The following is a 22420-nucleotide window of genomic DNA, read 5'->3' on the forward strand; positions in this document are numbered from 1 at the left end:
TATACAGTAGCGAGAGGAGAGCGGTCATGGATAAAGAAGAACGACTTCGAACAGGAGCCAGAGAACTCTATAAAAAAATGGGGTGGATCAATAAAAAGATGGAAGTCAGCCTCAAGGGCTACACCTCATCAGAAGTCCATTGTCTCGAATATATAGAAAATACTGTCGATCCAAACGTAACAAAGCTAGCTGATTTCTTTTATATGACTAGAGGCGCTATGAGCAAAATGACAAAGAAGCTTATGAAAAAAGGCGTTGTCGAAAGCTACCAGAAACCGGATAATAAAAAGGAAATCTACTTTCGTCTGACAAAAAAAGGAAAAGAAGTTTACAGCATACATGAAGAGCTTCATCAGGAATTTCACGATCGAGATAAAATCGTATTTGACCAGATAACAGATGAACAGTTCGATAATATCCTTCAGTTTATAGAAAGCTACAATCAGCATTTAGATAAAGAAATACAAAAACAAAAAAATCAATGAATCATTCATCAATAACAGGCAAGCAGCTCACGATAAAAATCGTGAGCTGCTTTTCTCTTCTTGTTTTTGTTGACAAGGAAACAAAATGGCGTTATTATATTTTTGTTTCCAAAGAAACCAAAACCCTCTCTTGAAAGGAGAACATATATGTCACAAATGAAACAAACCAAAAAATTGAATCCAGAATCAAACATAGATAGACACGCCTTATTATTCGGTCTTATCTCTGTATTCCTTATCGGTATAGGCTTCAGCATCATTACGCCAGTCATCCCCTTCTTAGTTCAACCCTATATAAGCAATCCACAGAATCAGGCAATCATCGTTACTCTGCTGATTTCAGTCTATGCATTCTGCATGTTTTTCTCAGCTCCAGTGCTTGGTGCTTTAAGTGATAGGTACGGACGTCGACCATTACTTTTGATCAGCCTGATTGGTGCTTCTGTCGGATTCTTTATTTTTGGATTAGGCGGCGCTCTCTGGGTTCTATTCGCCGGACGTATCATCGAAGGTATCACCGGTGGCAGCATCAGCACAATTTTTGCCTACTTCGCTGATATTACACCACGAGAGCAGCGGACTAAATATTTCGGCTGGGTCAGTGCGATTGCCGGTGCTGGTTCCGTAATGGGTCCCACAATTGGCGGTTTGCTGGCTGCAAGATTCGGGTACGCCTCTCCATTATATTTCGGTGCTGCCATCACTTTACTGAATGTCATTTACGGATTTTTCTTTATGCCGGAAAGCCTTGAAAAAGAGAACAAGCTAAAAGAAATCAGTATCACACAGCTAAATCCTTTTAGTCAGCTTTCTAGTATCTTATCAATAAAAAATCTGAACAGGTTACTGATTTCAGCTTTCCTGCTTTGGGTTCCCAATGGTTCCTTGCAGGCAATTCTATCTCAATTTACGATTGATTCCTTCAATTGGAAGCCAGCATTGATCGGTCTTGTATTCTCGATCATGGGCGTTCAAGACATCGTCTCACAAAGCTTGATCATGCCGAGACTTTTATTGAGATTCAGCGATAAGCAAATTGCAATGACTGGGATGGTTTCAGAAATCATCGGTTACCTCCTTATCACACTTTCTTCTCTGCTTTCGTTCTATCCACTCTTCATTATTGGCATGTTTGTCTTCGGTTTCGGTGATTCGATCTTCGGCCCTTCCTTCAATGGAATGGTCTCAAAAATTGTTGATACCAGTGAGCAAGGACGTGTCCAAGGAGGCAGTCAGTCGATACAATCACTGGCTAGAATCATCGGCCCAATCATCGGTGGTCAGCTTTATGTCACTCTAGGGCACAGTGCGCCTGCCTTTATGGGTATATTCCTGATAACAGCAGCTGTATTGGTCTTATATAAGGGAACCTATAAAACAGCTTGATTGACATCTTAAAAAACCTTCCCTCTGACAATTTGCTCGTGTCAGAGGGAAGATTAATTTTGAAGCTTTGTAAAAATTTGTATAAACTACCCAAATATATTTGAGTAAGTACCTCTTTCAACAAACAGCCCTTGCTCTTATCTATCAGTATCGACAAGATAACAGCAATTTATCCATATTAAAACACGTTTTATTGAAATCAACAAATTTCAATACCGACTTTTACCATAGGTTGTAGTATCTGTTGTGGACATAGTGAAATGTGGTGCACACGTTTCAAATTCCTAAGTTGTTCAAACCCTTGAATTGAGGCAATGTCAAAGATTCCATCCTCCCCATCCCAATCTGGAATTAAAAATGAGTATATATCTGATCCTCCATCGAAAATAAGCTCTTCAACTTTATCCAAATCATTTTTTAATAAGATAACATTTTCTAGAAATTCCAAAATTTCAGGGATTGGTTTAGGATTAGTTTCAGAATACCATTCGTAGCTATCTACAAAAGTACTTTTCAAACCATTTAATTTTGGTAAAAACTCGGGATCTTTTTCTAAAAGAGCATCTATTACAATTAATTTGAAATTTAAATCAGCAAACATATCCAATCTCCTTTTAAATACCTATCATTCATTCGCCTTCAGTGAATCGATCATATCGATATGCTTCAGCTTGAAGTGGGTAACAATCATAACAATAATTGTAAACGTAATGGTCAATACTGCTGAGATCACATAGGCCGGCCAATGGATGACCAACGGGAATATGATGCTTTCCATCGATGCCTGTCTAACGATGAACCCTGTCAGAACATAACCAATACCATAGCCTACAACAATCCCCAACAAAGTAAAGATAATATTCTCACGAATAATGTACATCGTCACTTCCTTATCAAAGAAGCCTAGAACCTTGATTGTCGACAACTCTCTAACTCGTTCAGAAATATTGATATTTGTCAGATTATACAGAACAACAAAAGCCAGTAACCCTGATAGAACAACAAAGATCAATACGACTGGATCAAGGTTGTTGATCATACCCTTCTGCGTCTCAATTTGAGAAGACAGGAAGCTGGTATTCTTCACTTCATCCGTTGCCAGAAGCTGCTCTGCCAGACTGTTTTCTTCCTTCGTCGTCATCGTCGCTGTTTTAAGCAGGAATGAGTTGTTTTGGTACTCTTTCCCTGTTACTTTCTCATAATACTCTGCTGTGATATAAACAAAGTGACCCAAGTAGTTCTGTGCGATTTCCTGAACCTTCATCTTAACTTCATTTTGATCCTCATCATAGAAAGTCAACTCATCTCCGACTTGAATATCAAATAAATCAGCAAGCTTCTCAGAAATCACGGCACCATCATTCGTCAAATCGATAGACTTGCCATCCAACGAACTTAAGTGTAAATACGAAGAAAAATCCTTCACATCCTTTGGAACAGTCATCGTCACACTCTGTGTCGCCTGACCTGCTTTTTTCAGCTCTAACACTTCATTTATGACAGGTAATGTACTATTTATCTGGCTATTTTTTTCAAGAATTTCTTCCGTCTGATCAAAGCTTCCATCATCTAAAGTAACCACTGCCTGATAATCGATGATTGGTCCAAACTGCTTATCTGTCACAGCCTCAAGAGAGTTCTTGATCCCAAATCCTGCTACCATCAACCCTGTACAGCCTGCAATCCCAATGATTGCCATGATCATCCGTGATTTGTAACGGAACAAGTTGCGGTAGCTGACCTTTTGATTGAAGCTCATTCTTGACCATAGCGGTGTAATGTATTCTAAGAATATTCGTTTTCCTGGTTTTGGTGCCTTTGGCTGTAAAAGAGTAGACGGTTTTTCCGTCAATTCTTTTATCAACACAATAATCACTGAGCCCAATGTAGCAAACAAGAAGGCAACTCCCGCTTGAATAATCGGCCCCCATTCATAGAACACACTAACTTTTTGGAAATTGTATTGATCACTTGAAAGCTCAAAGACAATTCGAGGAATCGTATTCGTGCCAATGACTACACCTAGAGCGACACCAATAACCGCAGCAAGCACTGCGTAAATAACATACTTCTGGGAAATCTCAACACGGCTGTAACCTAAGGCTTTCAGCGTACCGATTTCCTTACGATTTTCCTCCACCATACGTGTCATCGTCGTAAACGTGATCAACGCTGCAATGAAGAAAAAGAAAACCGGAAATACATTGGCGATCGCTGCGATTCGATCAGAGAGATCACCATAATCCTGAAAACCGATGTTCTCTGTTCGTTGATTGAACAGATAGGTTGGCATCTTTAAATCGGCCATTTCTTTCTCTGCATCACTAACTTCAGTTTCTGCATCTTCCAGCTTTGTCTCTTGTTCAGTCAGTGTCTGCTTGTTCTCATCCAGCTCTTTTTGCACTTCATCCAATTGTGCTGAAGCGGCGGCTGCCTGTGCTTCTGGAAGCTGAGCCAACAGTTGACGATTAGCATCCAGCTCCTCCTGTGCAGCAGTTAATTGCTCTTTAGCCTCTGAAATCTGAGTTTGGCCATCTGCAATTTCCTTTTTCGCTGGTGCGATTTCATCTTCGATCATGCTTCTCAGCTCTGCCAGTCGCTGTTTCGGACGATCAACGAATTTTTCTTCCACCAGCTCCTGGTTTTTCTGCATCAAATCCTTATATTCAGAGCCATAGGTATTGAGCCCCTTGACATTATCAAAGGTCACATACAAAACACCGAAGATATCAGAGGTGAAATTCTTTACTGGAACATAGGCAAAATAATCAACATTGCCATCTCCTACATTTGTCATTCCACGATCCTTGTTACTGATAAACAGAGGCGAGTTTACAAAACCAACGATTTCGTACTCCTTTTTATCCAACTGATCTGAGTCATCAAGTGTAAAGGTATCGCCTATCTGATACCCTAGCTTTTCAGCAGCAGCATCCAAGACAAGCTCATTGTCGGCTTTTGGCAGGTACCCCTTTTCAACTACTAGTTGATTTTGTTTTTGTGCATCATCATAGGAAAAGACCTGTACCACTTCGCCTTTTTCTTCGTCTGCATAATAGAATTGGTAGCCGGATTCCACTTCCACATTCGGAATTTCTTTTAGCAGCGACTCATCCACTTCCGTTAAACCACCAGTAGAAATGACTTGTAAATCTGATAGATTTTGCTTTTCCAGATAGTCACTCCCAGAAGTATTCAAAACCGGACCTGTTGTTTTTACACCGACAAACAACAGTGTTCCCAAAAGGATGATCAAAATGATTGCAATAAATCGCCCTCTGGATTGCCAAATTTCGCGAAAACTCGCTTTTAGGTATGTCTTATTCTTCATTCAACCGACTCCCTACCATACGATATCGTCAATCGACATCGGTGACTCATTGATTTCGATTGAACGAACCTTCGCATCATTGATATGGATCACTCGGTCAGCAATTGGCGCAATCGCAGAATTATGCGTAATAAGCAATACCGTATTTCCTTGTTCTCTACTAGCATTCTGAAGCAGCTTCAATACTTGCTTACCCGTTTCGAAATCCAGTGCACCAGTCGGCTCATCACAAAGCAGCAGCTTAGGATTCTTTGCCAAGGCTCTGGCAATCGACACCCGTTGCTGCTCCCCACCGGAAAGCTGAGATGGAAAGTTATTCAGACGGTGCTCTAACCCTACCTGAGTCAGCACTTCTACAGGATCTAAGGCATTTGGCGATACTTCAGTCGCCAGCTCAACATTTTCTTTCGCTGTTAGATTAGGCACCAAATTATAGAACTGGAATACAAAACCGACATCTGTTCTTCGGTAAGCAGTCAAATTTCTATCTGAAAACTGAGCAATATCAGTGCCGTCAATAATCACCTGTCCGGCATCTGGAGAGTCCATCCCTCCAAGTATATTTAGAACTGTTGATTTTCCTGCGCCGCTCGGACCTAGAATAACCGCCAATTCTCCTTTTTCAACCGAAAAAGAAATATCATTATTCGCTACAATCTCGGTTTCCCCCATCTTGTAACGTCTATATTCATTTTTTACTTCAACGTAACTCATCTTGATCCCTCTTTCGATGTTTATTAACTAGACATACTGTTGATTTTTTAACATGATGTTAGTATACTAATTGCGTATCTTTCGAGCAAGCCTCAATTTTTTCTGTTCTGTCATTAAATAGACATAAATAAACGATCTGTTCAATCAATAAAAATGAAGGGTGGAAGTGTTATGGTCGGTATACCAAATAATCGTCGAACCTTATACACAAAAAAAGTCATACGAGAAGAATTTCTGCAAATCTTACAGACAAAAGAGCTTGCCAGGATCACTGTAAAGGAAATCTGTGAAGCGGCAGACATCAATCGAGGCACCTTCTATAAATATTATACTGATCCTTACGATCTGTTTCAAAAAATCGAGAGCGATCTTCTGGAAGATATCATGGGGAATATCAAAATTCAGGAAAAAGAGTTGGATAGCTGGTTAGTAAATATCCTGATCATCCTCAGTGAAAACAAGGATGCCAGCAATATCATCTTAAGCAGTAAGAGTGAAAGTCGCTTGATCAGCTCGATGCTCAGCAGGGTCAAGCCGGAAGCGTTGGAAAACTTCGCTTTGATTTTTGAAGACTCGTCGCCGGATAAATTAGATTTGTACTTTACCTATTTTGTTGATGGCACGATTGGCTTGATTGAGAACTGGCTAAAAAACTATTCTTATATCGAACCAAAGGAAATCGCTTCGATGATCCTGACCATTCTTTCAACAAAAATAAAATAAGTCTATTTCAATTTAAATAAGCCGCAAAAGAGTTCGGGACAGAAAACAATTTCCAAACTCTTTTGCGGCTTAATTGCCGCTTCTTGTTTTACGTACCAAATAGTAATCCAATAACGCACCAACAAGAGTGCCAATCGTATAGGCGATGATATCTGACCAAAGAAATCCGAAGCCTAGAATCAGCCCGCCTAGGGTTGTTGCCCTGATTGCATCGATCCATGGCGCATGATACAGCTGAGTCGTTTCAATAAACCAGCAAAAGAGCAATGATAAAAGCCAAATTCGACTGGTTTTCAGCTTTGGAAACAGAAAAGCTGCACCAAAGAAAATCATCAATGCCCATAGTGCATCACCCAAATACATCGTCACAATATCCGGCAGTAGAAACGCGGCCTTCCTTGACAGCAACCCCAACACCATAACTATAATGGTCAAAAAAGCATACAGCTTTCGATTTCTTCCCTCCATCTTACCAACTCCTTTTTAGTTAATAATTTCTCGTCTATTTTTAAATCACCAGGCTGGAACAACCGATCTTCTGCTAGTTTCCGCAGGCACACCCTATGATAAGAACTGCTTGATTTGCTGGAGCCAAACTGACGGCTCATCTACCTTCACGCCTATCTGACTATCCGGTACTGTCAAACGCTGTGTCCGCTCATCCCCACGCTCCTTATAAGCTGAGAAAAATTTGAGCAAATCTGAAAGCTTTAGATTCGTTTCAATGCTCTTTTTCAAACGGCTGAACTTTCTCGGCATCGCAGTCAAGCGCTTATCACTCAGCAGTTCGTTCCTAATCAAGCGCAATGCGTACTCTTGTCTCTCAAAGATTCCCAATGCATTATCCGCATCCAACTGATAAGTAATAAATTCACGGAGCATTTTTTTATCAACCATCAGCTTTCCTTGTTCAAAAACAGTATGCTCTTTTTCATAAACAAAGGCTTTTGGGTTATCAATACTCAACTGCTCTTTGTCCTTCAACAGAAAATCAATGATTTTTTCTTTTGCTCCAATGATATACCCCTTGATTTCCAGATGAGTCATTGCTTTAAGTAAAACTAGAAAATCATCGATCGACAACTGCATATATTTTTGTGCCAGACTCTCGCCATCTGTCAAAAAGAGATCGGGTGAAAAACGCAGCAGTTTTTTCTTTCCGCCCTGCAGCAAATACAAGTAAAATGTCGTTTGAAAGCCATCTTCAATAACAAACAGTATCGTCAATTCCCTCACATCCCTTTCCTCGATCTTTTACTATAGATGAACCCTGCTAAAAAATAGCCATTGCTTATACTTCCTTTGTTATGCGCTTCGCGAAAAAGTCACCCTTCATGTGATGAATCTTTAAAGACAAAAGCAGCCTATAATAAAATCAGGCTCGACCACATGTCTTATAAAACACGAGTCAACACCTGATTCTTCTTACTCCCTATTCAGCTAAACCAAGCTGTTCTTTCAATTCTGTTTGAACTCTTTGCAGCTCTTCAGCGTTGATCCCCTGATAAGAAACACCATCCTGCATGAAGCCTTCGCCTTTCAGCTGATCCTGCTTTACTGCTCCTAAAGCAGAACGGTAATCGAGAGCAATAGTCTTCAAATCATCAAAACTCAAATCCGTTTTCATATGCTCACTAAGTGTATCTAATACACCTTGATATTGGGAAACCCCTGACATCGTCAGCATCTTTCTTACGATAGCATCAACAATTTTTCTCTGACGTTCTTGACGTCCATAATCACCATTCGGGTCCTCATAACGCATACGGGAATAAGAAAGCGCCTGATCTCCATCTAGATCGACTTTTCCAACTTTGAATGTATAATCATCCTGTGTGAACTCCAATGTATTGCTGACACTGATTCCGCCAACGGCATCTACCAGCTCCTTCAGTCCCTCCATATTGATAGAGACATAGTGATCGATTGGAATATCCAGCATTTTTTCTACCGTATCCATTGACATCGCAGCGCCGCCAAATGCATAGGCATGATTGATCTTATCTTCTGTTCCATATCCGACAATTTCTGTATATGTGTCTCTGGGAATGCTGACAATCGTCGTCTGATTGTCTTCGGCATTAACCGTCGCCACCATCATTGTGTCTGATCTCCCCTGATCTACACGTCCATCCGTCCCTGTATCGATCCCCATCAAAAGAATAGAGAAAGATTCCTTTTTCTTCAAATCAGCAGCTACTTCTCGTTTCGTTTCTGCTGGTTGTTGTCTTTCAACTGTTTCATATGTTTTCGCAGCCGTTCTAGAAATATCAGAATATATTTTAGCTGCTAATCCAATGGTCCCTATAACCAAAACCGTAATAATACCTGCAATAATCAGTGCTATTTTTTTCCCTTTTGACAACTCATTTCCCCCTTGCTTCATCTATAAATGAAACGAATAAAAGAATACTAAATCTCCTCTTTCTAATAAATTTTACTTTGTAACGAAAACGAAAGCAATAGCTAGTTTCGGCTATTAAGATTATGTTAACGTTTCAGAACACCGTACATAAGTATCGCTGACATTTTGGATGGTAATCTGCTCTAATAAAGGAATTTTCTTTTTACATCTGTTCGCTTGTTAAGGGGTTTATCCGTATGCTAGCATATAAGAAAGAGCTTTCAACACTGATACTGAGTACAACTGGACGTTTCAATAAAAGCTATTATGGAAAATACTCTCAGGTATCGTTTTGCTAAGTCGGTTTTAATAAAAAATGGAGGTAAGAGAATGCATCTTGATAGAATGACTACTCGTATATTAGTAAGAAAAAATTATGGGGCATGTTTTGACTTTTATACTGAAAAATTAGGGTTGGTACCTGTTTGGGGCGATCGAAGCGGCCCCTATACCTCTTTTTCGGTAACTAGCGATGCGCCACCTTGTTTCGCTATCTTTTTAGGGGAGAACATGACCATGTATTCCGGCTATGAACAGCCTGTAGATCACGCACAATCAGATACAGTTGCTAGTATTATTCCTTCAGATAATATAGACGAAGACTACCAGAAGCTGAAAGCAGCTGGTGTAGAATTTTTAGGCGAGCCCCAGTATATCGAAGACTGGTACATGACCTGTGCTTATTTTAGAGATCCCGAAGGAAATCTATTTGAATTAAACGATGCAACTAGTGTATAAAACGGAGATACGCTCTCAACAATTGATCATGAGCACAAGCTCACAGTAGTTCACTTTCAAAAATACGCAATAAGAAGGAGATAATTACATGAACAGAATCAACCTTATTTGTTTGGGTGTTACAGATATGACCCGATCATTGAAATTCTATCGCGCTATCGGTTTCAAAACCTATGAAACAAACGACGCACCGCCAATTGTATTTTTTGATAATCAGGGAACAAAATTGGAGCTTTTCCCACTTGAATTTTTGGCAAAGGATATCAACGAGGACCATCCACCCATTCTCAGTTCCGGAGGCTTCAGCGGTATCACACTGGCAATCAATATGAAATCGACAGATGAGGTTGACCGCTTCTTTTCATTGGTTGAACAGCATGGCGGGGAAATCGTCAAACCGCCTGAAAAACCAGCTGCATGGGACGGTTACAGCGGCTATTTCAGAGATCCTGATGGGTATTACTGGGAAGTTGCCTACGGAAAAAACTGGTCCTTTGACGAGAATGATATGCTAATCATCGATTAATAAGTCAGCAATGGAGAAACACAATAAATAAAACAGAGCAGAAACAAAATCATTCCTGCTCTGTTCACTTTTAAGGCAGATACTCCAACATGACATCACTTTCAGATTCCATGACATTCCCTGCATAGTTCGGTGTAGCTAACGAAAGCGTACCACTAGAATTAGTGAACACATAGAAATTGCCGGCATCATATGCACCGCCTGTACCTGTCAGATACTCAATAACAATTTCCGTATTCACATTCACAGTTCGAATATCATTGCTATCTGTTCTATTTGCTGAAAATACACGAATAGTGGTTGTCGGTATCAGCCGATACTGTGCTGTATAATATTCTGTCCGACCGCCATTACTTACAAGTGCAACGGAGCCGTTGGATTCTGTAACAAATGATACCATGATCGTCTGCGGAACATTCATTCCTGTTTTTGTAAATGTCCCAACATTCACAATATCCATCATCGATACCCCAAATGGATAACTGCTTTTATCAATCGTTGGTTCTGTTGGTACTTCTACTGCCGGTGCAGAGCTTTCTGATGCTTTTTCAGTTGATGAGCTGCTTGAAGTAGCTGTTGATTCCTTCGCCTTTGCTTCACTGGAATCCTTCTTCGCTTCTTCAACAGCCTGATCAAAGGCACCCAGTAATGATTCTGTTTTTTGTTCCGAATCTGAACCCCCTGATCCCCCTGTTAATGGAGAACAGCCTGTCAAAAACAATGTTAACCCAACAAATAATACAACCCTTTTTTTCATTCTTATTCCTTCTTTCCTACTTGAAAATCACTACTATAATTATAGCACAGAGACTAATAAAACCGCCTTGATTCCCCTTATCAAAATTTTTGCTTATCCATTGAACAATACAACATTCCATACGTTATTCATCATTGCATGCATGACAGCCAAATAAACTTAGGAGCAATCGATGTTTTTCACACATTGGAAAACCATCGACTACAGGGTCATCCTCTTCAGCAGCAGCTAACCATTCTGCCGCTGCTTCTTCATCAATTTTATCTTTTGTCAGTTCACCGACCAGACCAGTTAATTGATCGATTATCGGAAAGAGCAGATCTTTTGATGGCTCATAATTCAATGTTTGCCAGCCAATTTCCTGCTTGATTCCCACCAAAGCCTGTAGGAAGAATTCCTTATCCTGAATAAAAGTTTCTAATTTCCATGGCATCTCAGATAGAGAAAACCCAACTGCACCAAGTCCGACATAACTTTGATCCTTTTCCAGTATAAATACTGCCAAAGACTTTTGTGTATCTGTCTTTGCAACAGAAACAGCGCTTAGCCCAAAAGTAGTGATCACCACTGCTGTCAGTCCATTTGACATAGCGACCTCACGCGAGGAATTTTCTCCCTTTGATAATTCAATTCGATTCATGCATATTCCTCTTCCTTTTTACTGGTATCGACAAAATCTTTTTTCAAGAAAATCAACACCGCTAAACAGCAGATAACCTAAAAGACCGATCATTAAAATACCGGCAAACATTTCTTCATAATCCATTTTTGACCACGCACTCAAAATCAGATAGCCCAGTCCGTAAGTGGTATTATAATTTTCCGCAAAGAAAAGAGAGGCCAATGAGATCCCTGTGCTGATTCGCAGACTTGCCAGCAAGCCGGGGAGCAATGCCGGAAACGTCAAAAATTGCAGCTCCTGCAATTTACTACTGCCATAATTTTTCATTACCCGATAATAGCCTTCCGGTATTTTATTCACACTATCTCGAATCGATACAATGACCTGAATTGAAATAATTGAGAAAATCAGCAAAATTTTGGAAACATTCCCCAAACCGAAAAATATCATAAAGACCGGTAAAAAAGCCACTTTAGGTAGCGGATATAAGAAATAGAGCAACGGCCCCAAAAGTTTATCTGCGAACGAATGACGACTGAAAATAATCCCTAGAGGAACACCAATGAGTAAAGAAAGAACTAATGAAGCTGCTATCCGCAACGTACTGGCTCCAGTATGCAGAAGCAACAGTTCTTTCATTTCCCAACTCCGGTGCAAGGTACTGATTGGATCGGGAACAGCTCGATTATTCGTCACCAGCGTCAATAGCTGCCACAAAAGAAACAGTGACAGCAGACCCACGAGCAATGATACAACTCTGTTTCTCTTCATCACCTATTCTCCTCTTTCAAAAGACTTCTAAGCTCGATGCAAAATTCATAAAACGCAACAGACTCTCGACGCTCCGGCAAATGAACTGTCGGATTTTTAAGCACAGAAAAACCAGCTGCTGTCATAATCAAAATAATTTCACCTAAAAATGCGGATTCTTCAACATCATGAGTGACGGTGATCACTGTATTTTTTCTTCTCTTTTGCTCTGATAAGATCAATGCCTGTGCCCGTTCCTTCGTCTGTGGATCAAGAGAAGAAGTCGGTTCATCCAATAGGAGGAAATCTGGTTCAGTAACTAACCCTCTCGCCATTGCAGTCCGCTGCTTTTGCCCACCACTCAGCTTACCAGAAAATTTAGCGGAAGAGTTTATCAAGTCTAACTCCTTCAAGAGATTTTCTACCTTTGTCTTGCGTTCATTCTTTGGCATTTTTTTTATTCTCAACGGCATCTCCACCGTCTGAAAAACTGTCTGCCACGGAAACAGCTGTTGATCCTGAAAAACAACTTCTACCTGCTCTTGTGCTGTCTCTTCATAGATGATACGGCCAGCCTCTGGTTGATTAAAACCCTTTAACAGAGACAGTAACGTGCTTTTCCCGACACCAGAACACCCCAACAACACGTATGTTTTCCCCTTTTCAAACGTAAAGTTTATATGTTCAATGATTTTTTCCATTCCGTAACTGAAGGATACATCTTCCAGACTGATTCCCATGATTATTCTCCTTTTATTCGATTAAGCAATTGATTCGCTTAAGCCTTTGTCGTTTCTATATATTTCATTTTGATTCAACATTTTCTGTAGTTACCTTCATTTTACTCATCTGGTTATTGATTGCCTTAGCATCTTACTGCTGTATCTATGGTTCTCAACATTCATGCTTGGACTTCTGCGATACCCGATGAAAAGCGGTTAAAGCGGTGCGCTTTTCTACACTTCTCACTTCATTTCATTCCGATCTCATCAATCTCTAAATAGTATAACCCTTAGGAATAGAAGGTCCTTACTGCGATCCTCGTCGCATATCCTCGTGTTCCTACTTATGATATACTAATAGCTGTATTATTTGAAGAAAGTAAGGTGAAAGTAGTGTTTAGATCTCTTGTATTCCACGAGATTCGTCCTGTGGAAGAACTGAATGGACAGCAACGTCCAATCGTTGTCGCTGACGGCTATGAAGATGCATTGCCGTTACCTCTTTTTGATAGTTTACCTCTTTTTCAGGAACAAATAAACTATCTAAAGCAAGAGGGATTCCATTCTTTAAGTATTTCTGAGGTTCGTGCATTTTATGAGCAGGGGCAGCCATTACCGGAAAAATCTGTTTTACTGACTTTTGATGATTGCTATCAGTCATTGAAGGAGTATGCGTATCCTGTGTTGAAAGCTGCTGGATTCCATGCAACTGTCTTTGTCGCAGCAGGCTGGTTATTCGAGAAGCCGTCAAGCTATCAGCCGGAGGTTTCCAGAGTCCTCAGTCAGCAAGAATTGGCAGAAATGAAGAATGTATTTGAATATGCCAATCATACGACCCACTTCCATGAACGAAGAGGAACAACGCAATCCAGACCTATGTGGGAAACACCTGAGCGTTTTAAAGAAGATCTTATTTTGTGTAACGATCATGTCGCTCTTACAGATGTTTTTGCTTACCCGTTCGGTCTATACGATCAACAGACAGTTGCTGTGTTGGAGGAACTGAATTTCAACTTGGCATTTACCACGAAACCGGGAATCAACAGAAAAGAAACGGCACCATTAGAGCTGTATCGTGATGTGATCCCATATACCTTACCAATCGAAGCATTCAAAAAAATGATGGAAACAGAGGAAAAATAGATGAAAAAGTTAGTAACTGCCGGAGCACTTATTTTATTGAGCGTTGCTGTTTTAAGCGCTTGCGGGAATGATAAATCTACATCAGAAAGTAGTTCAACTGCTGCAAGTACAGAAGCTGCTGTAACAGATCAAACCCTGAATGTCGGCGTACTTCCAGCCGAATCAGCAATTCCGATCATTCTGGCAAAAGAAGAAGGATTTTTTGAAAAGCAAGGATTGACTGTAGAAATCAAATCATTCACTTCGCCGAATGACCGAAACGTTGCTATTCAAGCAAAGGAATTAGATGGAACCATCAGTGATGTGATGACCGAAGCGACCTTTAAAAAGAACGGGATCGATCTAACGATCACTTCTGATATATTAGAAGATTTTAAAGTGCTGGCTTCTCCAAATTCAGGAATCACAGATATGAAAGGACTTAGCGGAAAAAAAGTGACCTTAGTTCCTAATTTCATTTTGGAATATATTATGGATGAATTCGCAAAGGAAAATGATTTCACCTATGAAATCGTCGATATCCCTTCTTTTTCTGCCCGCTCTGAAGCATTGCTGAACGATCAGGTAGACGGCGCGGTTTATACCGAACCTCAAGCAAGTATGCTTGCACAAGAGGGTGCCATCGTGCTTGGAAGCTCAAAAGCTCAAGGAATCAAAGGTGGAACAATTCAATTTACGGATACAGTTCTAAGCGAAAGACCTCAAGATGTCACTGCCTTTTACACTGCTTACAATCAGGCCATCGATTATATGAATGAACATAAGGCGGAAGAATATGCCGATATCCTATCTAAGTATCAATTCCCTGATGCTATGAGTCAATATTTGGATAAGCAAACAGATAAATACCCTTATGCACAGGAAGTACCAAAAGATCAGTTTGAAAAAATCATTTCATGGACAAAAGAAAAAGGTCAGATCGACAAGGAATACACCTATGACGAGCTGACAGACTTTAGTTATTTGAATAACTAATAGAAGCTGCGGCAGCAATACCTAGCTTAGAGAAAAAAGCCCAACAAGCCGAAAATAGTTCGTTATATTTTTGGGCTTGCTGGGCTTTTTTTCAAGAACTTCACCAAGTAGATACTGCGGCTGTATCTGCTCAGCTTTCTCAGTGAAGCACTGTACCTCTTAGCACTTCATCATTTAGATCATAAATTGCTTTTAGAGTCTTGTTTATTTGGTTTTAGAGTAGAGATACGAGTCGGAACTGACCGTTGTCCCATTCCCTTTTGTATTTTGAACAACTTACTATTTGCCTAATCAAATTCCACCTTTTTCTACCGATTCCACATACTTCCGCAGCTCCATTATATGCCCCTGGTCATCATCAATATATAAATCAGCTGGAAAGTTTCCCAGTCGTAATACTTGAATCAAACGCTCTTTAGCTATAAAGGTCATCATGATAAAGTTAGGATTTTTAAAGGGAATAAGCCTCAGTTCCTCCTCTGTATAATCATCAATCAACTTATCCATGAAATCGTAAAAAATATGATCTGATCCGTAATCAACAACCAGTCGACTGTTCTCTAATTGAGTTACTTGTCGGCATCCACTATAGGTTATTCTTTTTAGCGTATCAATGGTCAGGCTCTCATTGCCAATCAATATGATCCACTGCATCTTTCTCCTCCTATCGCTATACTTCCTCCAGTATAAATTACCTCAGCTTGATCGACAGCTTGATTACAAATTTATCCGGATAACCGGCAATTTCGCTGCAATAGTCTTCATGGTACAACGGTCCCTCTGTTTCAGCTAGATCGATTTCCTGAAGAAATGAAGGAATACAGGTCATGATTTCTTCATTACTAAGCAAATACAGCATACTGAGGTATGTGCCTTTAGGCTTACGAAAATTGCTTTCCTCTTTCGTCGTTCGTTGAAAAATATGTGAGTGCTTCGGCACCTCATTTTCATCCGGCAGCTCCTCACGTTTGAACAATACACCATATTGATACCCATAATTCAAATAATTCACTGAAACAGGTTCCCCGCTTTTGTCGCTCACATGATAATATTCATCCTCGGAAACAGCTTCTCGATACAAGTGTTCTGTACCAATCGTTTGAAAATGGTCAAAGCGGATCGTCAAGAATTCCAGCATCTCTTTCATTGCCGCAAGCTCTTCGATTTTTTGTGCCAAAATCTCCTTTTGCGTATGAAGTACAGTTGATTTCAGTGAAAAATCCTGTGAGTGAAAAATCTCCTTGATTTCCTTTAAGGACAAGCCCAGCTCCTGAAAAAGCTTGATTGTACTGATTTGATCACACTGATACAGCCTGTAAAAACGATAGCCCTTCTCATCTACACGTATCGGCTTCACTAAATCGATTTTGTCATAATGAAACAAGGCTTTCTTTGATAATTTACAAAGCGTCGCAAATTCTCCTGTCGTGTATTCTTCCTTCATTTTTTCACCTCTTGACTATTCCCTTAGGGCATACTTTATAACTAGTATATCAGGAATCAGAAAGGCGGGCGATAGGATGTTACGTAATACACACGCACTAAATAAAAAATTATTTCTTTTTTCACTACCGATGATCGGCAGCTTGCTGACCCAACAATTATACAATGTTGCTGATATGATCATTGTCGGTCAGTTCATTGGTGTAGCGGAGCTGGCGGCAGTTGGGAATGCCGGTACGGTGCTGCTGCTCTTCATCGTTATCTCCGGGGGAATCGAACTCGCTGTAGAAATTATTTTCTCCCGCTATATTGGGAAGAACGATCAATACCGATTAGCGAAGGGAACGACCAATATTCTGGTATTCGGAGCTCTTCTAGGTGTACTTCTGGCAGCAGCAGGTTTTTTCCTTCTACCCTTGTTGTTTAAGATGATGAATGTTCCGGAACAGCTGCTTCAGCTGACAAAAATTTATTGCCATATTTATCTATTAGGTGTTCCGTTTATTTACATCTATGATATTTCCAGAGCAATGATCACCAGTCTAGGGGATGCAAAAAAGAGCTTCTATCTGGTTTTAACCTCTTCTTTGCTTAATGTAGTACTCAACTTGCTGTTTATTCTTGTTTTTCATATGGGAATCGCCGGTGCTGCGTTAGGAACGATTCTTTCACAAGGAATAACAATGTGCATCAGCCTGATGATTCTCTATCACAAGAGCAAAAGCAATCCTTATTTTCAGCTGTCTGTTTCATTCGACAGCATACAACTGAAGGAAATCAGCCGGATCGCTGTTCCTTCGATTTTCCAACAATTCGTGATCACTCTTTCATCGGTCTTTTTACAAGCTTTTGCCAACCGTTTTGGCAATGATGTGATTATCGGTTTTATCGCTGTTACTAAGGTTTTAGCTGTTTCGCGGATTGTGATTTCAGGCTTTTCACAGACACTTTCCATTTTTTCTGCACAAATGTTTGCGGGAAAAAAATATACCGATCTGAAACAGACCTATCGCTTTCTTACTCAAGCATCACTACTGTATGCCGCTTTCGTCAGCCTTGTTTTTCTTGTTTTTTCAGAACAGCTTTGCAATTTTTTCTTTAATAGTCAGCAGCATCCTGAAGGCTACCTGTTTTTTAGAAGCTATCTGATTTTTTCAATCGGCACTCTCTTCATGACAGTCTTCAAATTTATGAATGAAAGTATTTTAAGAAGTGCATTGAGAATGAAGGAGTACTTACTCTGCAATATTGGCGACTTACTGGTCAAAGTCGGCTCTACTTATTTATTATTGACTCTTGCTTCTTCTGACGCTTTTTGGATTGGAGAAGGTCTGGGACGACTACTTGCTTTTGGATTATCCGCTTATTTTGTCCTTCAAATCAAACGAACAATATCACTGTCTATCAAGGAGCCCCCTTCTATTTGACTGCTCTTTTCAAAATACCACTTATTCAGTTTAAAAAGAGGCTGGGCCAAAAGTGGGGTGCTCCGCTAATTAAGAAGAAATATAAGAAAATGGCTTTTCATATTTTCAGTATCCAAGTAGGTGCTTTGCCACATCAGAACTACTGCAGTAGTTGCTGTGTGTTAAAGCAATTTCGGCTTAATTCCGAAGGAGCAGCTCTTGGCTTGCCGTTTATTCGTGTTTAGAGTGTGGGACAATTTCTAATTTGATTATTGTCTTACGCTCTTCTTTTTTCTTTGCACACTAACACTGACAACCATTGATTTTTTCAAAAAGTGACAATAATTTAGTTAGAAAAATAAAGAGAATGATTATCATTCTCAATTAGATGTGATATAATTGCTAAAACTAAAGGAGGTCATTTATGGAACATACACTAACGATTGAACATTTCTCGATCCATTATGATTCACATAAAACCGAACTATGTCCTATACAGCTATACCCTTCTCTCTATGTAGAGGACACAACGCTTCCACGTTACTTCATTGGAACAACAACAATGTCCGCTGCTCTTTTTTATCAGGCTGACTGTCCGGAGCTGACAGATGAGGATTACCAGCTAAGTGAAGGATTTCAACAAATTCTGCATCGCTTTCCCCATACAAATCAGGAGCAGTTACTATTTACACTTGAAAACGGCTACCAATGGAAACATGTTCCAATCTATATCGATGCGAAGGATTACCTTATCGGCAAGCTTCTTCCAGCAAAATTCAATGACTTACAACAACGATTGAAGGACATCCAACAGCTTACACCCGTGTTTGCGGACGGACTTCCCGATTTAGACAGCTACAAAAGAAAGAGACTATTTATAAGTGGTCGTTACGGTTCCCGTGAGCTGTTAGCTCCTGAGCATAAAAAAAATGTTCAGGCCATTCAGAAGAAACTGCATTATATCAATGAATTGTACTCCTTTGCTCATTACAGCTATGCTGCGATGACCGAATTTCTTCCTGAATATGAAATAACGACATATGATGCTTTTCACGAAACCTATGGAAAACACATCTACAGCTTTACCATCACTAAAAACGACCAAACAATCCCGCTTCTTTGGCCGGACTACCTATATCATCAACCTGAAAATCATTTAGAATTTGGTGTACTGGATTTTCCATCAAAGCGATACACTGCATTCAACGATTGGCAGGCGGGTGAAGAGATCATGATTGAAATACTGGCTGAAGGCTTTGAAGATGTTCACTTTAAGACAACGTTGAAGAAAAAGCTCTCTAAACCACCACAGCTTTCCCAGCCAAGCTATCAGTCAGAAGAAACACTCACGCTAACGGTTACAGAAGATATTTTAAAGGAGCTGGAAAAACAAGAAGCATCGCTTGAAATCCTTGATCCAAAGAAAAGTATCTGGAATACAGAGCTTCTGGACTATCAAATTAGTGAGGAAACGCTCTTGATTCCTTGTCGTCAATTTGAACACATTGGTCGTTATCAATTGAAAATCAACAGTAAAGACTATGGGCAATTATTACTTTTATTTGCATTAATGGAGGAGAACAACAAATGAAAAAACTAAAAATCCAAGATGTTATTTCTGTGGGGATCTATACAACGATTTATTTTCTAATTGTATTTCTGTGTATGATGGGACTTCGCTTTACGATTCCCGCATTCAATTCTATTCTGATTCCTGGTGTTACTGCGTTATTTGCCGGGATCGTATATCTGCTGATGCTGAACCGCGTTCCTCGTTTTGGAGCAATCACGATCATGGGTAGTGTGATGGGGTTATTCTTTTTAGTCTCCGGTCACTTCCCACTCTCTTTTGTGCCTAATATCATTTGCGCTGTACTGGCTGATTTGATTCAGTACAAAACAGCCATCAATAAAAAACTCCGTACCTATCTCAGCTACATTGTGTTCAGCTATGGACTGACTGGTCCGGTTCTGCCTTTATGGTTCATGAAAAATGCCTATGTAGATTCATTGGTTGCCAGAGGGAAAGATGCTGCTTATATTGAAAGTGTTTTTGCACCAGTCACTACCTTCAGTTTTTACCTATGCATTTTTTCTGTCATTATCGGCGGGATCGCAGGTATGATGCTTGGTCGAACGCTCTACAACAAACATTTTAGTAAAGTCGAGGATCGCAGCTATGATTCTACCGCAAGTGAGTTTTGATCCAAGAAGCAAGCTATGTACGATTTTATTTGCCAGCTTCTCGTTGATGTTTTCTTTCCCTTTTCATATGGAAATCCTGTTTGTCAGCCTACTCTGCCTTTTATTTATTGTTTCAGGCAGCTGGAAAAAAGGACTGATTTTCTATTTAGTATTCTGGTTTTTGGTGCTTGGTGATCAGCTATTATTTCTTTACTCAGACCACCCGATCATTCCCTTTTTTTCTTTTCTGTTTGTTGGAAATCGCAGAATGCTGCCAACAATCATGGCCGCTGCATTTGCCACGGATAAAACGAAAATCAGCGAATGGATCGCCGCCCTCCAAAAATGGCGCATTCCTTTTTATATCCTTATTCCATTGACTGTACTGTTTCGATTCTTTCCAACCCTTATCCAGGATTTCAAAAGCATTCGAAACGCCATGAAATTTCGAGGGATCGCTGTATCAACAGCTTCACTGTTTTTCCATCCGTTTCAGACAATGGAGTACATCATCATCCCTGTTTTGATGTCAGCAGAGAATACATCTCTTGACCTGTCTTCTGCTGCCTTGGTCAGAGGACTATCTAATTCAGGTACACACACAAGTGTTTACGCACTTCGCTTGAGGCTCCAAGACTATGTGCTTATGACGGCCTTACTCTTTTTAGCTATAGGAAGGAGCTGGCTGCTATGATTGATTTACAGAATCTGTCATTCTCCTACCCAGGACAGAAAGCATTGTTAGAGGATGTCAATCTGTCTATTGCCTCCGGTGAAGTTGTTGTTTTATGCGGTGCCAGCGGTAGTGGAAAATCTACACTGTTAAAGATTTTGAATGGATTGATTCCTGAGCTGTATGAAGGAAAGCTTGATGGAGAAGGGACAATTCTAGAAAATGATTTTCTTGGTATAGATTTCAATGCGTATGTAAAAGAAATCGGTGTCGTTTTTCAGAATCCTAAAACACAGTTTTTTACGACCGATGTTTATTCTGAGCTGGCATTCTCTTTAGAAAACTATGGCGTTTCCAGAGAATGCATTATTGAGAGAATACAGGAAATCACTAAATTGTTAGGGTTAGAAAAATTATTGGGACATAGCATGTTCAATCTTTCTGGTGGTCAGAAACAATTAGTTGCCTTTGCTTCCGCCTGTATGTTGGAGCATAAGCTGTTTCTATTAGATGAGCCTTCCAGCAATCTGGATGAAAAAACGATTGATCAATTAAAAAGTTATATTCAACAGTTGAAACAGCAAGGCTTCACGATCATCATTGCCGAGCATCGCTTGCATTATCTAACCGAACTGGCTGATCGCTATCTGGTCATGGAGAACGGGAACATCATTGGCAATCATACAAAAGAAGTGATGATTAAACAGCCGCCGGAGAGCTTGGCAGCATTGGGCCTTCGGCCACTACTGCCAACAGCGATTCAGCCACGCACTATTCAACCTCTTTCAATTAATGAAGCAAATCAGCTCTTACAATGTAAAGATGTCAGCTTCCATTACCCTAGAAAAAAATCTGGTATCAAGATTCCCAATCTAACCCTAGACAGTGGGCAAATCATTGGTATCACAGGGACTAATGGTGCTGGAAAATCTACCTTATTCAAGCTGTTGTCCGGCATCACCAAACCCAAAAAAGGGACAATTTGGTTCAATGGTCAGAAAATGACTCCTCGACAGCTGATCAAGGAAAGTTTTATGGTCATGCAAGATGTCAATCTTCAGCTGTTCTTTGAATCAGTTGAAAAAGAAATCACCGCTAAAGCTGTAGATTTGAGTTATTTCAGCACCGCCGTTGAACTCTTGAATCTAAAATACCTGCTTCGCCGACATCCTCAAACCTTATCCGGTGGGGAAAAGCAGCGCGTCGCGATCGCTACCGCTTTATTGTCTGGGAAAAAAATCATTTTCTTTGACGAACCGACAAGCGGTCTTGATCTAAAACATATGGAAGAGGTCAGCAAAACGATCCGTGTTCTTCATAAGCAGCATGTATTGATTTTAATTATTACTCACGACAAGGAATTCTTAAGCAAGACCTGTCACCGAGTACTGGCTATAGAAGATGGAGAAATCACAGCCGATTATCCTATTTAATGACC

24 protein-coding genes are annotated in these 22420 nt (G+C 40.1%); 12 read left to right on the forward strand and 12 right to left on the reverse strand.

The genetic code is table 11. The features are described 5' to 3' along the window. Positions 1-26: 26 nt before the first annotated feature. Positions 27-485, forward strand: coding sequence for a MarR family transcriptional regulator (locus tag I6N96_RS07265; RefSeq protein WP_209556900.1), 459 nt, complete (start codon positions 27-29; stop codon positions 483-485). Between the two features lie 147 nt (positions 486-632). Continuing rightward, on the forward strand, positions 633-1871 hold the full coding sequence (locus I6N96_RS07270) for an MFS transporter (RefSeq protein WP_209556901.1): 1239 nt from the start codon (positions 633-635) through the stop codon (positions 1869-1871). Positions 1872-2070: 199 nt separating this feature from the next. On the opposite strand, the gene I6N96_RS07275 is transcribed toward I6N96_RS07270, so the two are convergent. From I6N96_RS07275 to I6N96_RS07285, 3 genes are read right to left on the reverse strand one after another with little or no spacing between them, the layout of a single operon-like run. After that, positions 2071-2472 carry a DUF6892 domain-containing protein gene (locus I6N96_RS07275; RefSeq protein WP_209556902.1) on the reverse strand — a complete coding sequence of 134 codons (402 nt, stop codon included), beginning with the start codon at positions 2470-2472 and terminating at the stop codon, positions 2071-2073. Between the two features lie 24 nt (positions 2473-2496). Next, positions 2497-5202, reverse strand: coding sequence for an ABC transporter permease (locus I6N96_RS07280; protein WP_209556903.1), 2706 nt, complete (start codon positions 5200-5202; stop codon positions 2497-2499). A 12-nt stretch (positions 5203-5214) separates the two neighbouring features. Then, a complete protein-coding gene (locus I6N96_RS07285) occupies positions 5215-5916 on the reverse strand; it encodes an ABC transporter ATP-binding protein (protein WP_209556904.1) in 702 nt (233 codons plus the stop codon). Positions 5917-6087: 171 nt separating this feature from the next. On the opposite strand from I6N96_RS07285, the gene I6N96_RS07290 reads away from it, so the two are divergent. Next, positions 6088-6639 carry a TetR/AcrR family transcriptional regulator gene (locus I6N96_RS07290; RefSeq protein ID WP_209556905.1) on the forward strand — a complete coding sequence of 184 codons (552 nt, stop codon included), beginning with the start codon at positions 6088-6090 and terminating at the stop codon, positions 6637-6639. Between the two features lie 69 nt (positions 6640-6708). Here the strand turns inward: I6N96_RS07290 and I6N96_RS07295 are convergent, their stop codons facing one another. The 3 genes from I6N96_RS07295 to I6N96_RS07305 all read right to left on the reverse strand — a co-directional run bounded on the left by I6N96_RS07295 (position 6709) and on the right by I6N96_RS07305 (position 9004). Beyond that, positions 6709-7107, reverse strand: a complete 399-nt coding sequence (locus I6N96_RS07295; protein ID WP_209556906.1) for a ribosomal maturation YjgA family protein — start codon at positions 7105-7107, stop codon at positions 6709-6711. Positions 7108-7200: 93 nt separating this feature from the next. Continuing rightward, on the reverse strand, positions 7201-7875 hold the full coding sequence (locus I6N96_RS07300) for an LCP family glycopolymer transferase (RefSeq protein ID WP_209556907.1): 675 nt from the start codon (positions 7873-7875) through the stop codon (positions 7201-7203). 196 nt (positions 7876-8071) lie between these two features. Next, on the reverse strand, positions 8072-9004 hold the full coding sequence (locus I6N96_RS07305; RefSeq protein WP_245186879.1) for an LCP family glycopolymer transferase: 933 nt from the start codon (positions 9002-9004) through the stop codon (positions 8072-8074). Positions 9005-9373: 369 nt separating this feature from the next. Here I6N96_RS07305 and I6N96_RS07310 point away from each other — a divergent pair, with 369 nt between their 5' ends. Then, positions 9374-9781: a VOC family protein gene (locus I6N96_RS07310; protein WP_209556909.1), complete on the forward strand. Its 408-nt coding sequence runs from the start codon at positions 9374-9376 to the stop codon at positions 9779-9781. An 88-nt stretch (positions 9782-9869) separates the two neighbouring features. After that, a complete protein-coding gene (locus tag I6N96_RS07315) occupies positions 9870-10307 on the forward strand; it encodes a VOC family protein (RefSeq protein ID WP_209556910.1) in 438 nt (145 codons plus the stop codon). A gap of 70 nt (positions 10308-10377) precedes the next feature. On the opposite strand, the gene I6N96_RS07320 is transcribed toward I6N96_RS07315, so the two are convergent. The 4 genes from I6N96_RS07320 to I6N96_RS07335 all read right to left on the reverse strand — a co-directional run bounded on the left by I6N96_RS07320 (position 10378) and on the right by I6N96_RS07335 (position 13176). Further along, positions 10378-11064 (reverse strand): hypothetical protein, encoded by a 687-nt coding sequence (locus I6N96_RS07320; protein WP_209556911.1) that lies wholly within the window; start codon positions 11062-11064, stop codon positions 10378-10380. Between the two features lie 124 nt (positions 11065-11188). After that, positions 11189-11704 (reverse strand): hypothetical protein, encoded by a 516-nt coding sequence (locus tag I6N96_RS07325; RefSeq protein WP_209556912.1) that lies wholly within the window; start codon positions 11702-11704, stop codon positions 11189-11191. 18 nt (positions 11705-11722) lie between these two features. Then, complete coding sequence (locus I6N96_RS07330; RefSeq protein ID WP_209556913.1) at positions 11723-12457, reverse strand: ABC transporter permease; 735 nt, start codon at positions 12455-12457, stop codon at positions 11723-11725. Then, positions 12457-13176, reverse strand: coding sequence for an ABC transporter ATP-binding protein (locus tag I6N96_RS07335; protein WP_209556914.1), 720 nt, complete (start codon positions 13174-13176; stop codon positions 12457-12459). The genes I6N96_RS07330 and I6N96_RS07335 overlap by 1 nt, the downstream gene beginning before the upstream one ends. Positions 13177-13551: 375 nt before the next feature. Here I6N96_RS07335 and I6N96_RS07340 point away from each other — a divergent pair, with 375 nt between their 5' ends. Together I6N96_RS07340 and I6N96_RS07345 are read left to right on the forward strand one after the other, a co-directional pair. Continuing rightward, the gene (locus tag I6N96_RS07340; RefSeq protein WP_209556915.1) at positions 13552-14301 is read left to right on the forward strand and encodes a polysaccharide deacetylase family protein; all 750 of its coding nucleotides are present in this window, start codon (positions 13552-13554) and stop codon (positions 14299-14301) included. Beyond that, complete coding sequence (locus I6N96_RS07345) at positions 14302-15276, forward strand: ABC transporter substrate-binding protein (RefSeq protein ID WP_209556916.1); 975 nt, start codon at positions 14302-14304, stop codon at positions 15274-15276. Between the two features lie 291 nt (positions 15277-15567). Here the strand turns inward: I6N96_RS07345 and I6N96_RS07350 are convergent, their stop codons facing one another. Together I6N96_RS07350 and I6N96_RS07355 are read right to left on the reverse strand one after the other, a co-directional pair. Then, a complete protein-coding gene (locus I6N96_RS07350) occupies positions 15568-15930 on the reverse strand; it encodes a hypothetical protein (protein ID WP_209556917.1) in 363 nt (120 codons plus the stop codon). 37 nt (positions 15931-15967) lie between these two features. Beyond that, positions 15968-16720 (reverse strand): MerR family transcriptional regulator, encoded by a 753-nt coding sequence (locus I6N96_RS07355; protein WP_209556918.1) that lies wholly within the window; start codon positions 16718-16720, stop codon positions 15968-15970. A 76-nt stretch (positions 16721-16796) separates the two neighbouring features. Here I6N96_RS07355 and I6N96_RS07360 point away from each other — a divergent pair, with 76 nt between their 5' ends. The 5 genes from I6N96_RS07360 to I6N96_RS07380 all read left to right on the forward strand — a co-directional run bounded on the left by I6N96_RS07360 (position 16797) and on the right by I6N96_RS07380 (position 22415). Then, entirely contained in the window at positions 16797-18146 is a 1350-nt protein-coding gene (locus I6N96_RS07360; RefSeq protein WP_209556919.1) for an MATE family efflux transporter, read from the forward strand. A gap of 403 nt (positions 18147-18549) precedes the next feature. Next, positions 18550-19716 (forward strand): hypothetical protein, encoded by a 1167-nt coding sequence (locus I6N96_RS07365; RefSeq protein WP_209556920.1) that lies wholly within the window; start codon positions 18550-18552, stop codon positions 19714-19716. Further along, complete coding sequence (locus tag I6N96_RS07370) at positions 19713-20330, forward strand: MptD family putative ECF transporter S component (protein ID WP_209556921.1); 618 nt, start codon at positions 19713-19715, stop codon at positions 20328-20330. Before I6N96_RS07365 ends, I6N96_RS07370 begins: the two co-directional genes overlap by 4 nt. Next, positions 20305-21003 (forward strand): energy-coupling factor transporter transmembrane component T, encoded by a 699-nt coding sequence (locus I6N96_RS07375; protein WP_209556922.1) that lies wholly within the window; start codon positions 20305-20307, stop codon positions 21001-21003. Before I6N96_RS07370 ends, I6N96_RS07375 begins: the two co-directional genes overlap by 26 nt. Then, the gene (locus tag I6N96_RS07380; protein ID WP_209556923.1) at positions 21000-22415 is read left to right on the forward strand and encodes an ABC transporter ATP-binding protein; all 1416 of its coding nucleotides are present in this window, start codon (positions 21000-21002) and stop codon (positions 22413-22415) included. The genes I6N96_RS07375 and I6N96_RS07380 overlap by 4 nt, the downstream gene beginning before the upstream one ends. Positions 22416-22420: the final 5 nt, after the last annotated feature.

Origin of the sequence: Enterococcus larvae (assembly GCF_017830045.1) — a bacterium.
GTDB classification, from domain to species: Bacteria; Bacillota; Bacilli; order Lactobacillales; family Enterococcaceae; genus Enterococcus_L; species Enterococcus_L larvae.

Coding starts and splice junctions, on each gene's coding strand:
- I6N96_RS07265 (WP_209556900.1), top strand. CDS start 27: ATGGATAAAGAAGAACGACTTCGAACAGGAGCCAGAGAACTCTATAAA.
- I6N96_RS07270 (WP_209556901.1), top strand. CDS start 633: ATGTCACAAATGAAACAAACCAAAAAATTGAATCCAGAATCAAACATA.
- I6N96_RS07275 (WP_209556902.1), bottom strand. CDS start 2,472: ATGTTTGCTGATTTAAATTTCAAATTAATTGTAATAGATGCTCTTTTA.
- I6N96_RS07280 (WP_209556903.1), bottom strand. CDS start 5,202: ATGAAGAATAAGACATACCTAAAAGCGAGTTTTCGCGAAATTTGGCAA.
- I6N96_RS07285 (WP_209556904.1), bottom strand. CDS start 5,916: ATGAGTTACGTTGAAGTAAAAAATGAATATAGACGTTACAAGATGGGG.
- I6N96_RS07290 (WP_209556905.1), top strand. CDS start 6,088: ATGGTCGGTATACCAAATAATCGTCGAACCTTATACACAAAAAAAGTC.
- I6N96_RS07295 (WP_209556906.1), bottom strand. CDS start 7,107: ATGGAGGGAAGAAATCGAAAGCTGTATGCTTTTTTGACCATTATAGTT.
- I6N96_RS07310 (WP_209556909.1), top strand. CDS start 9,374: ATGCATCTTGATAGAATGACTACTCGTATATTAGTAAGAAAAAATTAT.
- I6N96_RS07315 (WP_209556910.1), top strand. CDS start 9,870: ATGAACAGAATCAACCTTATTTGTTTGGGTGTTACAGATATGACCCGA.
- I6N96_RS07320 (WP_209556911.1), bottom strand. CDS start 11,064: ATGAAAAAAAGGGTTGTATTATTTGTTGGGTTAACATTGTTTTTGACA.
- I6N96_RS07325 (WP_209556912.1), bottom strand. CDS start 11,704: ATGAATCGAATTGAATTATCAAAGGGAGAAAATTCCTCGCGTGAGGTC.
- I6N96_RS07330 (WP_209556913.1), bottom strand. CDS start 12,457: ATGAAGAGAAACAGAGTTGTATCATTGCTCGTGGGTCTGCTGTCACTG.
- I6N96_RS07335 (WP_209556914.1), bottom strand. CDS start 13,176: ATGGGAATCAGTCTGGAAGATGTATCCTTCAGTTACGGAATGGAAAAA.
- I6N96_RS07345 (WP_209556916.1), top strand. CDS start 14,302: ATGAAAAAGTTAGTAACTGCCGGAGCACTTATTTTATTGAGCGTTGCT.
- I6N96_RS07350 (WP_209556917.1), bottom strand. CDS start 15,930: ATGCAGTGGATCATATTGATTGGCAATGAGAGCCTGACCATTGATACG.
- I6N96_RS07355 (WP_209556918.1), bottom strand. CDS start 16,720: ATGAAGGAAGAATACACGACAGGAGAATTTGCGACGCTTTGTAAATTA.
- I6N96_RS07360 (WP_209556919.1), top strand. CDS start 16,797: ATGTTACGTAATACACACGCACTAAATAAAAAATTATTTCTTTTTTCA.
- I6N96_RS07365 (WP_209556920.1), top strand. CDS start 18,550: ATGGAACATACACTAACGATTGAACATTTCTCGATCCATTATGATTCA.
- I6N96_RS07370 (WP_209556921.1), top strand. CDS start 19,713: ATGAAAAAACTAAAAATCCAAGATGTTATTTCTGTGGGGATCTATACA.
- I6N96_RS07375 (WP_209556922.1), top strand. CDS start 20,305: ATGATTCTACCGCAAGTGAGTTTTGATCCAAGAAGCAAGCTATGTACG.
- I6N96_RS07380 (WP_209556923.1), top strand. CDS start 21,000: ATGATTGATTTACAGAATCTGTCATTCTCCTACCCAGGACAGAAAGCA.